Below are 11,758 nucleotides of genomic sequence, written 5' to 3' on the forward strand. Positions count from 1 at the left end.
AAAAAACCTTAGAATCTTAGTATCTCAGAACCTTAGTACCTTTTCTCAGTTATTTAATTTGATAAATCCTCCGTCGATTGGGTAATCGCAGCCTGTGATAAATCCAGCTTCGTCGCTGCATAGGTATAATGCGAGAGCTGCAATTTCATCTGGTTTTCCCATTCTGCCGATTGGTTGTGATTGCGATAATTTTTCGAACATTTCTGCTTCTTTACCTGCGTAGTTTTTCGAAATAAAACCATCAACAAATGGCGTGTGAACTCTTGCCGGAGAAATAGAATTGCAACGAATATTTTCTCCTATATAATCTTTCGCTACAGATAATGTCATGGCCATAACGGCGCCTTTTGCTGTAGAATATGCAAAGCGATCGGGAATACCAACCCATGCCGCGATAGACGCCATGTTGACAATTACACCGCCTTTTGAAAGTCGGAATTGCGGAATCGCCGCAAACAAACTGTTATAAACACCTTTTACATTTACATCCATAACACGATCAAAATCAACTGCTGGCGTAGTATCGACTTTTCCAACATGCGCAATTCCGGCATTGTTTATTAGAATATGAATGTTACCAATTTTTTCGAATGTTGCTACTACTTCTTCCTGATTTGCCACATTACAGGCATAAGAAAAAGCTTTGCCTCCAGAATTTAAAATTTCGTCTAATGCCTCTTTCGCACTTTCGATTGTTAAATCTATAATGTGAACTTCTGCACCTTGTTTGGCGAACAAAGTTGCAATTGCTCTTCCTATTCCGCTGCCTCCTCCGGTTACGACTGCTTTTTTATTTTTTAATGAAAACATGTTATAATTATTAAGTCATTTAGTATTTGATGTCGCTCTAACATTCAAAAAATCATTTCAATTTAATAAATGTGAAAACCACAATTACAAAAGTATATTTTAATATTAATATTTGAGATATATTTTCATATGAATGCCCTAAAATGAGTAAACTTTAATAAATTATAACATTTTTTACACCGTTTGTAAAAAAATTACCATTAAGATTAACATACTTCAAAAAATGAGTGTTAATAAAGTCATCAACTGTTGTTCAATTCAATCTTATTTCTATTTTTGTAATTGTGTTTTTTACATTTATTATTTTTCGAATAAAATCCATCCATATAAATTTTACCAAAAATGACGATATTAAAAGGGATAACCTGGAATCATACAAGAGGTTTATTGCCAATGGTTGCTACGGCTCAGCGATTTACAGAATTAAATCCGGGAGTTGAAATTACCTGGGAGAAAAGAAGTTTACAGGAATTTGCAGATGCTTCGATCGAAGATTTAGCAAAAAGATTTGATCTGCTTGTAATCGATCATCCGTGGACAGGCTTTGGTGCGCACTCAAAAAGCATCTTGCCTTTATCAGATTATTTATCATCAGAATATATAAAAGATCAGGAAGTAAATACCGTTGGACGTTCTTACGGAAGTTACGTTTTTGACAATAAATTATGGGCATTGCCAATTGATGCAGCGACTCCGGTTGCAGCAGCTCGTTTGGATATTTTAGAAAAAGAAGGCTTAAAAGTGCCGCAGACTTATGATGATTTATTGGCTCTGGCCAAAAAAGGATTAGTTGCTTTTGCAGGAATTCCGGTAGACGTTTTAATGAGTTTTTATATGTTTTGCTGTAGTTTGGGCGAAGCCCCTTTTCAATCTACAGAAAAAGTTATTTCTCCGGAAACAGGAAAAAAAGCTTTGCAGATGTTTAGAGAATTAGCACAATTAATTGATCCGGCAAATTTTAACCGAAACCCAATTCAGGTTTATGAAGCGATGGTAAATTCAGATGAAATTGCCTACTGCCCTTTTGCTTACGGATATTCTAATTATTCGAGAACAGGATATGGCAGAAAATTGCTTCATTTTTACGATTTGGTTCGTTTGAATAATAATCTAATGATTAGCTCTTTGGGCGGAACGGGATTGGCTGTTTCTTCATTTAGCAAACACATTCCTGAAGCTATTCAATATGCTGAATTTACAGGATCATCTCATACACAACAAAATATTTTTGCTGATAATGGCGGACAACCCGGACATCTTCAGGCATGGAAAAGTGAACGAATCAATTCATTAACTCATGATTATTTTAAAAATACGTTGCCTACTTTAGAAAGAGCATTTTTGCGCCCGAGATATTCCGGACATATGTATTTTCAGGATCATGCAGGCGATGTGGTTCGTGATTATTTGATGAAAGGCGGAGATGAAGATTTGGTTTTAGAAGCAATGAATTCGCTTTATGCAAAATCTCTAAATTTAATAACGGTATGAAACCACTAGAAGGATTAGTTGTTTTAGAATTCTGCCAGTTTTTAGCAGGGCCTTCTGCCGGATTAAAATTGGCCGATTTAGGTGCGCGCGTTATTAAAATTGAACGACCAATAAAAGGCGAGGCTTGCCGACAATTAAGCATCAAAGATCTTTTTGTTGACGACAGCAGTTTATTATTTCATACGATTAACAGAAATAAAGAATCTTTTGCGGCTGATCTTAAAAACCCGGAAGATTTAATTTTGATCAAAAAATTAATAGCCAAAGCTGATATTATGACGCATAATTTCAGACCTGGTGTGATGGAAAAAATAGGATTGGATTTTAATGAAACCCTAACTATTAATCCGAAAATAATTTACGGAACAATAACAGGTTACGGAAATATTGGTCCGTGGGCAAAGAAACCCGGACAGGATTTATTATTACAATCGCTTTCCGGATTAAGCTGGTTGAGCGGCAGAAAAAGTCAGGGACCAGTTCCGTTTGGTTTGGCTGTAGCCGATTTAATGTGCGGCAATCATTTTGTTCAGGGAATTTTAGTGGCTTTATTGAAAAGAGCCAAAACCGGAAAAGGTGTTTTGGTAGAAGTCAGTTTATTAGAATCTGTTTTGGATGTTCAGTTTGAAGCGATTACTTCTTTCTTAAATGATGGCGGACAATTACCGGAAAGAGGCGATGTAAAAGGAAGTGCGCATGCATTTCTTAGCGCACCTTACGGAGTTTATCAAACTCAGGACGGTTATATTTCCCTTGCAATGGGTGATTTAATTTTCATTGGAAAAACTTTGGGAGTCGATCTAACCAAATATTCTGATAAACAAGACTGGTTTACTTTTAGAGATGAAATCAGAAATTTATTAGCCAATAAAATAATAACGCAAACATCAGATTATTGGTTGAATTTGCTTCAGAAAGAAGGAATCTGGTGTGGAAAAGTTTTGAATTATGAAGAATTAGACAATCAGGCTTTTGTAAATGAATTACAATTGAAACAAACCGTTCAAAATTCTGCCGGAGAAAAATTAGTGACTACAAGAAGTCCCATTCAGCTTGACGGAAAAATTTTAACTAGTAAAAAAGCGGCTCCTTCAGTTGGAGAAGATAATATAAAAATACACGAACAATTTTTAAGCGAATAAAAGAAATGAAACCTTTAGAAGATTATTTAATAGTAGATTTTAGCCAGTTTCTTTCTGGTCCGTCGGCGAGTTTACGTTTGGCTGATCTGGGCGCGCGCGTTATAAAAATTGAGAAACCGAGAACGGGAGATATCTGCAGAACTTTATATACTTCTGATTTAATTATGAACGGAGAATCTTCTGTTTTTCATACGATTAACAGAAATAAAGAATCATTCGCCATTGATTTTAAACAACCGGAAGAACTCGAAAAATTAAAAAAATTATTGGCTAAAGCCGATGTTGTCATGCATAATTTCAGACCGGGCGTTATGGAACGCGTTGGATTGAGTTATGAAGAAGTGAAAGCCATAAATCCAAATGTAATTTATGGATCGATCTCTGGTTTTGGTACGCATCCGGATTTAAAAGATTTACCGGGACAGGATTTATTATTGCAATCTCTTACAGCTTTGACATGGTTGAGTGGAAATCAGGAAGATGGTCCGGTTCCGATGGGATTATCAATTGTCGATATGTTGGCCGGAGCTCATTTGGCTCAGGGAATTTTAGCAGCTTTATATCGAAAAGCGACTCAGAATATTGGTGCTTCTGTTCAGGTAAGTATGTTAGAATCTGCTTTTGATTTTCAATTTGAAACCATTACTACTTTTTTTAATGATGGCGGTGAATTACCCGTTCGTACCAAAACCAATAATGCGCATGCTTATTTGGGCGCGCCTTACGGAATTTATAAAACTAAGAATGGTTATTTGGCTTTGGCAATGGGCTCGATTCCTGTTTTGGCTTCGCTTTTAAAATGTGACGCATTATTACAATTCCCTGAAAATAAATTTCATTTACGAGATGAAATCAAAAATATTCTGGCAGAACATTTACAAACTCAGAATACTGATTTTTGGCTGAATATTTTAGAACCTGCAGATATTTGGTGTGCAGGAGTTTTGAACTATCAACAGCTTTTTGCCGAAGAAGGATTTAAAGTTTTAGACTTTACTCAGAAGGTTGAAATGCTGGATGGATATTCGTACCAAACTACAAGATGTCCGATAAAAATTGACGGCGAATATTTGACTTCGGGAAAAGGCTCACCGAAATTAGGACAGGATAATGAAAAGATTATTAAAGAATTTATAACTGTATAATGAAGAAAATAAGAATTGCAGTTAGAAAATTTGATCCTTTTGAAAGTACGCTTCAAAAGTTATGGGATTTGTTTTGCCTGGAGAATAATATTCAGGCTGAAGCCGAAATGATTCCTCTAGAATTGCATGACCTTTATGAACAAACCATAACTAATAAAGGTTTAAAAAATGGAACATGGGATATTGCCCACATTAATACCGACTGGATTTTTGATGCTGTAAATGAAAAAGCGGTTCTGGATTTAACATCATTTATCGATCAAAATCCTCCGCAGGATTATCCTGAAGGATGGCATGAATCGTTATTAAAATTGCAGAAAATAAATAATAGTGTTTACGGACTTCCTTTTCATGATGGACCGGAATGTTTGATTTTTAGAAAAGATTTATTTGAAGATTTTACTGAAAAGCAAAACTTCAAAAATCAATTTGGCTACGAATTAAATCCTCCAAAAACATGGGAACAATTTGTTCAGATAGCTGAGTTTTTTAATCGTCCGAAAGAAAATCTATACGGTTGTGTTTTTGCCAATTATCCGGATGGTCACAATATGGTTTTTGATTTTTGCCTGCAATTGTGGACACGAGGCGGATCGTTATTTGATCATCAAAATAAAATTAACATTAATCAATCTGTAGCAATTGAAGCTTTAGATTTTTATAGAAATATTGTAAACAATAAAAATGCCGTTCATCCAAAATCGAAAAGTTTTGGTTCTGTAGAAGCGGGTTTGGCTTTCGCCGAAGGACAAGCTGCGATGGCAATTAACTGGTTTGGATTTGCTTCGATGTGCGAAGTAATTGAAGAATCGAAGGTAAAAGGCAAAGTTGATATTACAGAACTTCCCTCCGATCCGAATCACAAAACGGCTTCTTTGAATGTTTATTGGTTGTATACCATTGGCATTGGAAGTAAACAAAAAGAACTTGCTTATGATTTTTTACGATTTGCGACTTCTCCAAAAAGCGATAAATTATTGACCAATGAAGGCGGAATTGGCTGTAGAAAATCAACCTGGAATGATGAGGATATCAATAAAATTATTCCGTTTTATCATAAACTCGAAATGCTTCATGAAAATGCTTTGACTTTGCCACAAACTCCGGTTTGGCCAAAAGTAGCAGAGTTAATAGATCAAATGGTTTTGAAAGCGATTGAAAGTGATATTTCATCTCAGATTTTATTAGAAGAAACTCAAAATGCAATTCAAAATATAACGCATGACATCTTTATCAAAGTTTAAACTTGACAAAGATTAACTCAAAAAAGATTAGATATGAATATTCCCTATAAACCAAAATTACCAGAAACGAATCAACCCATTATTATTATTGGCGCAAGCGGAATTGTAAAAGATGCCCATTTGCCTGCTTATGAAATGGCGGGTTTTACCGTTTTTGGTATTACAAACAGAACTATTTCTAAAGCACACGATTTGGCAAAACAATTTAAAATTGAACATGTTTTTGAAAATGTTGCAGAAGCTGTTAAACATGCACCTTCAAATGCTGTTTATGACATTACCGTTCTTCCTGATCAATACATCGAAATTTTAGAACAACTTCCAGATGGTGCAGCTGTGCTTATTCAAAAACCTATGGGAAATGATTTGGCGCAAGCCCGAGAAATTGTTGCGGTTTGTGAAAGGAAAAAATTAGTTGCCGGAATCAATTTTCAATTGCGTTTTGCCTCTTTTGTAAGCGCTGCAAGACATTTAATCAATAAAGGAATTATTGGAGATTTATATGATTTAGAATTTAAAGTTACCGTAAATACGCCTTGGGAATTGTTTCCGCTTATTAAGGAACATCCCAGATTGGAAATTCTTTTTCACAGTGTTCACTATATCGATTGCATACGTTCGTTTTTAGGTAATCCGAAAAGTGTGATGGCAAAAACGGCAAAACATCCCTTAAAAAAATTATCCTCAAGCCGATCTACTATTATTTTAGATTATGGTGAAGACAAACATGTGGTCATTAATACGAATCACGATCATCATTTTGGACCAAAACACGAAGAAAGTTACATTAAGTGGGAAGGAACAAAAGGTGCTATTAAAGCAAAAATGGGTTTATTGATGAATTATCCGGATGGTTTGCCTGACGAATTTGAATATTCAGTACAAAATAAAAATGGTGAATATGAATGGAAAAAAATCGAACTGGAAGGTTCGTGGTTCCCGGAAGCTTTTATTGGAACAATGTCAAATTTAATGCGCTTCAAAGAAGGTTCTGATACCAAATTATTAGCAAGCGTTCAAGATGTTCTGGATACAATGAAAGTAGTTGAAGCCTGCTATATCAGTAACGAAAGCGGTGGAGTTTCACTTAATGAATTATATTTTACCATATAATTTATATAAGGTCATTTAACGCAGTTTACGCAGACAAAAACTTAAAATCATATAAGCTACAATCAAAAAAATTAATAAGCCATGCAATTAATATAAGTCTGTTAATCTTGACGCAAAGTATTAAATGAACTTATATCACTTATATGGTGAAAACAAAAAAATTATGTATTTCAAATCAACATTTTTTGAAGATTATCAAATTGGCGACAAGCGCGTCACTTTTGGCAGAACAATTACCGAAACCGATTTTGTGGTTCACGCGGGTCACACAGGCGATTTTTTCCCGCATCACATGGACGAAGAATGGTGCAAAACACAGCCTTTCGGACAACGCATTGCGCACGGAACTATGGTTTTTAGTATCGGAATCGGCCTGACCGCATCTGAAATAAATCCTGAAGCTTTTTCTAAAGGATACGATCGTATGCGATTTGTAAAACCAGTTCATATTGGTGATACTATCCATTCTGAAATTACAATTTCTGAAAAAGGCGAAGCTAAAAAACCAGATATGGGAACCGTAACAGAACACGTAGAAATTATCAATCAACGTGGTGAAGTGGTTCTTGTATGTGATCACTTATTATTAGTTAAAAAAAGTAACTAAGTTGCTGAGCTTCTAAGATACTAAGCCAGCACATTAAAACAATCTCACAAAGACACAAAACGCAAAGAAAAATTCTAATAAAACTTTGTGACTTTGTGCCTTCGTGGCAAAAAAACTAACTATGCAAATAACCAACCAAATTGGCGATCAACATGAAGTCGCTACAGAAAAAGGAACAGGAAATAAATATCTATTGCCTTTTATTTTAATTACCAGCTTATTTTTCCTTTGGGGAATGGCACATAATCTGGATTCTATTTTAATACCGCATCTTAAAAAAGCATGTGAATTAAACAATCGCCAATCTACTTTAATTGACACTGCTGTGTTTTTTGCTTATTTTATAATGGCGATTCCCGCAGGAATGCTGATTAAAAGGTTTGGTTATAAAAATAGCATTATTACCGGATTATTAGTTTTTGCTACCGGTGCTTTTCTATTTGTTCCTGCTGCAAATACAAGAACTTACGAATTATTTCTATTTGCTTTATTCGTAATTGGCTGCGGATTAACCATTTTAGAAACAAGTGCAAATCCGTACGCTGCCATTTTAGGACCTGCGGAATCGTCTTCAAAAAGATTAAATTTAGCAGCATCATTTAATGGTTTAGCGGCAATGGTTGCACCAATTGTTGGTTCGTTATTTATCTTATCCGGAAAAACACATACACCAGAACAAATGGCCGCGATGCCGGATGCTACAAAAGCAGCTTACTTATTAGAAGAAGCCTCTGCTGTAAAGTTACCTTATATCATTTTGGGAAGTGTGTTGGTTTTAGTAGCTATATTATTCTACTTTATGCATTTGCCTTCTATGAAACCACAACACACAGAAGTTGAAGTTAAACCTGGTTTTTTCTCTGTTTTAAAATTTTCTCATTTAAGTTGGGCAGTTGTTGCACAATTTTTTTATGTAGGCGCGCAAGTTTGTATCACAAGCTTTTTTATTAGAATTGCTCAACAAGGAGCAGGATTAGATGAAAAAACAGCCGGATATTATTTGGGTATTTATGGTTTTCTTTTTATGGCTGGTCGTTTTATTGGAACTTTCTTTTTGAAGTTCGTGAAGGATTATGTCTTGCTTTCAATCTATTGTGTTATTAGTATCTTCCTTTGTTTGGTAGCAATTTACGGAACTGGAATTTACGTAATTTATTCACTTGGTGGAATTGGATTTTTTATGTCAATTATGTTTCCAACTATTTTTTCACTAGGATTGGTTGGCTTAAAATCAAATACAGAAACTGGATCTTCATGGCTGGTTATGTCAATTGTAGGTGGTGCGATCCTGCCATATGGAATGGGAACTTTAATTGATATGAAGCACGATGACATTCAATCCGGCTATATTATTCCACTGTTGTGCTTTGTTATCATTCTTTATTTTGGAGTGTTTGGGCATAAAGTAAAAAATGTCGTTTCTTAATAATTAATTTTTGATTTTCTATAATTCCCAAGTTAGATCAGCTTGGGAATTCTTTTATAATTAAATTCTTGTACCCAAAATGAAAAAGATAATTAAAACCACTTCTCTACTTCTACTTGTTTTGAACAGTACATTATTTGCACAAAAAAACAAACAGATTTACGACATTATTGTTGCTAAAGATGGAAGTGGAACTTTTACTAAAGTGCAAGATGCGTTTGATGCCGTTCCAGACAATAGCATAAAACGTACTATTATTTATGTGAAAGCTGGAGTTTATAAAGAAAAAATAAAGCTAAATTCTGCCAAGCAAAATGTAATGTTACTTGGAGAATCTTATAAAAACACTATTCTTACTTATGATGATTATGCAGAAATTGCAGGAGGTACAAGCAAATCATTCAGTACTCTGATCGAAGCAAATGATTTCTTTGCCGAAAATATCACTTTCGAAAATACAATAGACAGTAATTTGCCTCAATATAAAAAAGGTGGTCAGGCAGTAGTGTTAATGGTAAATGGTGATCGATCAATTTTTCACAATTGCAAAATAAACGGTTTTCAGGACACTTTTTATCTAAAGGCAAACAAAAGGACATATATTAAGGATTGTATCATTGACGGTACTACAGATTTTATTTTTGGCTCGGGTATCGCTTTATTTGAAAACTGTTTTATACAAAGCAAAAGAGATTCGTACATCACAGCAAGCAATCAGGATGTTGGCAAAAACAAATATGGCTTTGTATTTAAAGATTGTGTTATAATGGCATATTCGAAGGAGGCCGTTACAAAAGTTTCTTTAGGAAGACCATGGGGAGCTGGCGCAAATGTGGTTTTTATTCATTGTTTTGAAGAATCACATATTATACCCGAAGGCTGGTCAGTATGGTCCGAAGATCCAGAACATAAAGCATACAATAATTGGAAAACTACTTTTTATGCCGAATACAATTGTTACGGTCCGGGTTATAATCCAAAAAATCGTATTTCATGGTCACATCAATTAAATAAAACGGAAGCTTCAGAATACACAAAAGAAAAAATATTTGCAGCAAATACAACTACAGCCAACAAACTTGAAGAAGATTGGAATCCCATAATCGAAAATGAACAATGTAAATCTATATTGCCATCAAAAAAAATTAAAACAGCTGATTCCGTTTTTGAAAAAGGATTTGAATAAAAACATCAATAATTAAAACCTTTTATAATTCCTCTTTTTGAAGATTTCACGAAATCAATAATTTTGTCACGTTCAACCGTTTTCTCAAATGAATTTTCAATAAACTCTAAAGCAAAAGTTGTATTTCTTTTCTCCTGAAAAAGAACTCTATAAATATCTTGCAACTCATTTATCTTTTCTAAGCTAAAACCTCTTCTTTTCAAACCAATAAGATTTAAACCAACATAACTTAAAGGTTCACGTCCTGCAGTTATATACGGTGGAATATCTTTTACAACGCGACTTAACCCACTTATCATGGAATGTTCTCCAATAATAGAAAATTGATGAATGGCAGTTAAACCGCTAATGTTTACCCAGTCGCCAACAATAACTTCACCAGCCATTCCAACACTAAATCCGATAATACAATTATTGCCAATGGTACAATCATGACCAATATGCGCATTAGACATTATTAAGTTCTTATCTCCAATAATTGTTTTCCCTTTTGAAGAAGTCCCTTTATTTATCGTTACAAATTCCCGTATAATAGTATTGTTTCCAATTTCTAACAAAGTGTACTCACCATTATATTTCAAATCTTGTGGAAGACCTGCTAATACGGCACCAGAATGTATTTGACAATTCTCTCCAATTCTTGCTCCATTAAGAATAGACACGTTATTCCCTATCCAAGTATTATCTCCAATTATCACATCGTCATCGATTGTAGTAAAGTTTCCGATATGAACATTTTTACCAATTACTGCTTTTTTACCAATTATAGTATTTTTCAATTTCCAATTATTTAATAAAGGCAAATATTGAAAATAAGTAAATGAGTTTTATTGACCTAAGATCAATTAATTGAAGATCTAATTCTGCTTAAGGTTTCCTGGCTAACTCCAATAAGTGAAGCAATATGTTTTAATTTGGCTTTTAAAATAATTTGAGGAAACGATTCTAATAAATAAATATATTTTTCCTGAGCATTCATTACTCTGAATAAATGATGAAACTCATTTATTTTAGAAAGGTATAAACGAAGCTGTTTGATATGAAACTTAGAAAATAAAGGATATTCCAATAAAATTAATTCATCAGAATATGACAAAGAATAAACAATAGTTTCTTCACAAGTTTGAAAACTTTCAAATGAAGGTTTTTGCTCAAAATAACTACTCAATGAAGTAACAAACTGATTATCGGTATAAATCCATTTTGTAACTTCTATCCCATCTTCCAAAGAAAATCTACGGATTGCCCCAGATTTAATAAAATATATTTTTTTGCATATTTTACCTTCTCCGATAATGAATTCATCTTTTCTAAACTTCTCTAAAATGAAATATTTCTTTACAGCTTCTTCAGTTTCATAATCTAATTCCTGAAAACTATTGATTACATTAATTAACTCTGTCATTATCTTAAATAATTAAAGTAACAAATTTATCAATATTAGCACAACAACAAGGTAAGATTTATATTAAAAGAAAAACCAAAAAGGAGTAAAACCAAAAAATCCCCATCAAATGAATGATGAGGATTCTCAAAAGAAAGGCGACGACATACTCTCCCACATAACTGCAGTACCATCTGCGCAGGCGGGCTT

General features: G+C 34.0%; 11 protein-coding genes. 8 read left to right on the plus strand and 3 right to left on the minus strand.

The annotated features are described in order from the left end of the window. Positions 1-45: 45 nt before the first annotated feature. Positions 46-810, minus strand: coding sequence for an SDR family NAD(P)-dependent oxidoreductase (locus tag AC4FQ3_RS15875; RefSeq protein ID WP_491182480.1), 765 nt, complete (start codon positions 808-810; stop codon positions 46-48). A 342-nt stretch (positions 811-1,152) separates the two neighbouring features. On the opposite strand from AC4FQ3_RS15875, the gene AC4FQ3_RS15880 reads away from it, so the two are divergent. From AC4FQ3_RS15880 to AC4FQ3_RS15915, 8 genes are all read left to right on the plus strand, one after another. Then, positions 1,153-2,301 carry an ABC transporter substrate-binding protein gene (locus AC4FQ3_RS15880; RefSeq protein ID WP_491182481.1) on the plus strand — a complete coding sequence of 383 codons (1,149 nt, stop codon included), beginning with the start codon at positions 1,153-1,155 and terminating at the stop codon, positions 2,299-2,301. Continuing rightward, entirely contained in the window at positions 2,298-3,443 is a 1,146-nt protein-coding gene (locus AC4FQ3_RS15885) for a CaiB/BaiF CoA transferase family protein (protein ID WP_491182482.1), read from the plus strand. Before AC4FQ3_RS15880 ends, AC4FQ3_RS15885 begins: the two co-directional genes overlap by 4 nt. Positions 3,444-3,448: 5 nt before the next feature. After that, positions 3,449-4,588, plus strand: coding sequence for a CaiB/BaiF CoA transferase family protein (locus AC4FQ3_RS15890; RefSeq protein ID WP_491182483.1), 1,140 nt, complete (start codon positions 3,449-3,451; stop codon positions 4,586-4,588). Beyond that, complete coding sequence (locus tag AC4FQ3_RS15895; RefSeq protein ID WP_491182484.1) at positions 4,588-5,832, plus strand: ABC transporter substrate-binding protein; 1,245 nt, start codon at positions 4,588-4,590, stop codon at positions 5,830-5,832. Before AC4FQ3_RS15890 ends, AC4FQ3_RS15895 begins: the two co-directional genes overlap by 1 nt. A 33-nt stretch (positions 5,833-5,865) precedes the next feature. After that, positions 5,866-6,945: a Gfo/Idh/MocA family protein gene (locus AC4FQ3_RS15900; RefSeq protein ID WP_491182485.1), complete on the plus strand. Its 1,080-nt coding sequence runs from the start codon at positions 5,866-5,868 to the stop codon at positions 6,943-6,945. 163 nt (positions 6,946-7,108) lie between these two features. After that, positions 7,109-7,552: a MaoC/PaaZ C-terminal domain-containing protein gene (locus tag AC4FQ3_RS15905; protein WP_463459670.1), complete on the plus strand. Its 444-nt coding sequence runs from the start codon at positions 7,109-7,111 to the stop codon at positions 7,550-7,552. A gap of 121 nt (positions 7,553-7,673) precedes the next feature. Continuing rightward, entirely contained in the window at positions 7,674-8,978 is a 1,305-nt protein-coding gene (gene fucP / locus AC4FQ3_RS15910) for an L-fucose:H+ symporter permease (protein WP_491182486.1), read from the plus strand. A gap of 79 nt (positions 8,979-9,057) precedes the next feature. Next, entirely contained in the window at positions 9,058-10,164 is a 1,107-nt protein-coding gene (locus tag AC4FQ3_RS15915; RefSeq protein WP_491182487.1) for a pectinesterase family protein, read from the plus strand. Positions 10,165-10,169: 5 nt separating this feature from the next. Here AC4FQ3_RS15915 and lpxA read toward each other — a convergent pair whose 3' ends face one another. Together lpxA and AC4FQ3_RS15925 are read right to left on the minus strand one after the other, a co-directional pair. Next, positions 10,170-10,943: an acyl-ACP--UDP-N-acetylglucosamine O-acyltransferase gene (gene lpxA, locus AC4FQ3_RS15920; protein WP_491182488.1), complete on the minus strand. Its 774-nt coding sequence runs from the start codon at positions 10,941-10,943 to the stop codon at positions 10,170-10,172. A gap of 62 nt (positions 10,944-11,005) precedes the next feature. After that, positions 11,006-11,569, minus strand: coding sequence for a Crp/Fnr family transcriptional regulator (locus AC4FQ3_RS15925; RefSeq protein ID WP_491182489.1), 564 nt, complete (start codon positions 11,567-11,569; stop codon positions 11,006-11,008). Positions 11,570-11,758: the final 189 nt, after the last annotated feature.

The organism is Flavobacterium sp. AK-345 (genome assembly GCF_058310175.1).

Excerpts from the sequence above, each read along its gene's own strand:
- AC4FQ3_RS15875 (WP_491182480.1), bottom strand. The coding sequence starts at position 810 with ATGTTTTCATTAAAAAATAAAAAAGCAGTCGTAACCGGAGGAGGCAGC.
- AC4FQ3_RS15915 (WP_491182487.1), top strand. The coding sequence starts at position 9,058 with ATGAAAAAGATAATTAAAACCACTTCTCTACTTCTACTTGTTTTGAAC.
- AC4FQ3_RS15895 (WP_491182484.1), top strand. The coding sequence starts at position 4,588 with ATGAAGAAAATAAGAATTGCAGTTAGAAAATTTGATCCTTTTGAAAGT.
- AC4FQ3_RS15880 (WP_491182481.1), top strand. The coding sequence starts at position 1,153 with ATGACGATATTAAAAGGGATAACCTGGAATCATACAAGAGGTTTATTG.
- AC4FQ3_RS15885 (WP_491182482.1), top strand. The coding sequence starts at position 2,298 with ATGAAACCACTAGAAGGATTAGTTGTTTTAGAATTCTGCCAGTTTTTA.
- AC4FQ3_RS15925 (WP_491182489.1), bottom strand. The coding sequence starts at position 11,569 with ATGACAGAGTTAATTAATGTAATCAATAGTTTTCAGGAATTAGATTAT.
- fucP (WP_491182486.1), top strand. The coding sequence starts at position 7,674 with ATGCAAATAACCAACCAAATTGGCGATCAACATGAAGTCGCTACAGAA.
- AC4FQ3_RS15900 (WP_491182485.1), top strand. The coding sequence starts at position 5,866 with ATGAATATTCCCTATAAACCAAAATTACCAGAAACGAATCAACCCATT.
- AC4FQ3_RS15905 (WP_463459670.1), top strand. The coding sequence starts at position 7,109 with ATGTATTTCAAATCAACATTTTTTGAAGATTATCAAATTGGCGACAAG.
- AC4FQ3_RS15890 (WP_491182483.1), top strand. The coding sequence starts at position 3,449 with ATGAAACCTTTAGAAGATTATTTAATAGTAGATTTTAGCCAGTTTCTT.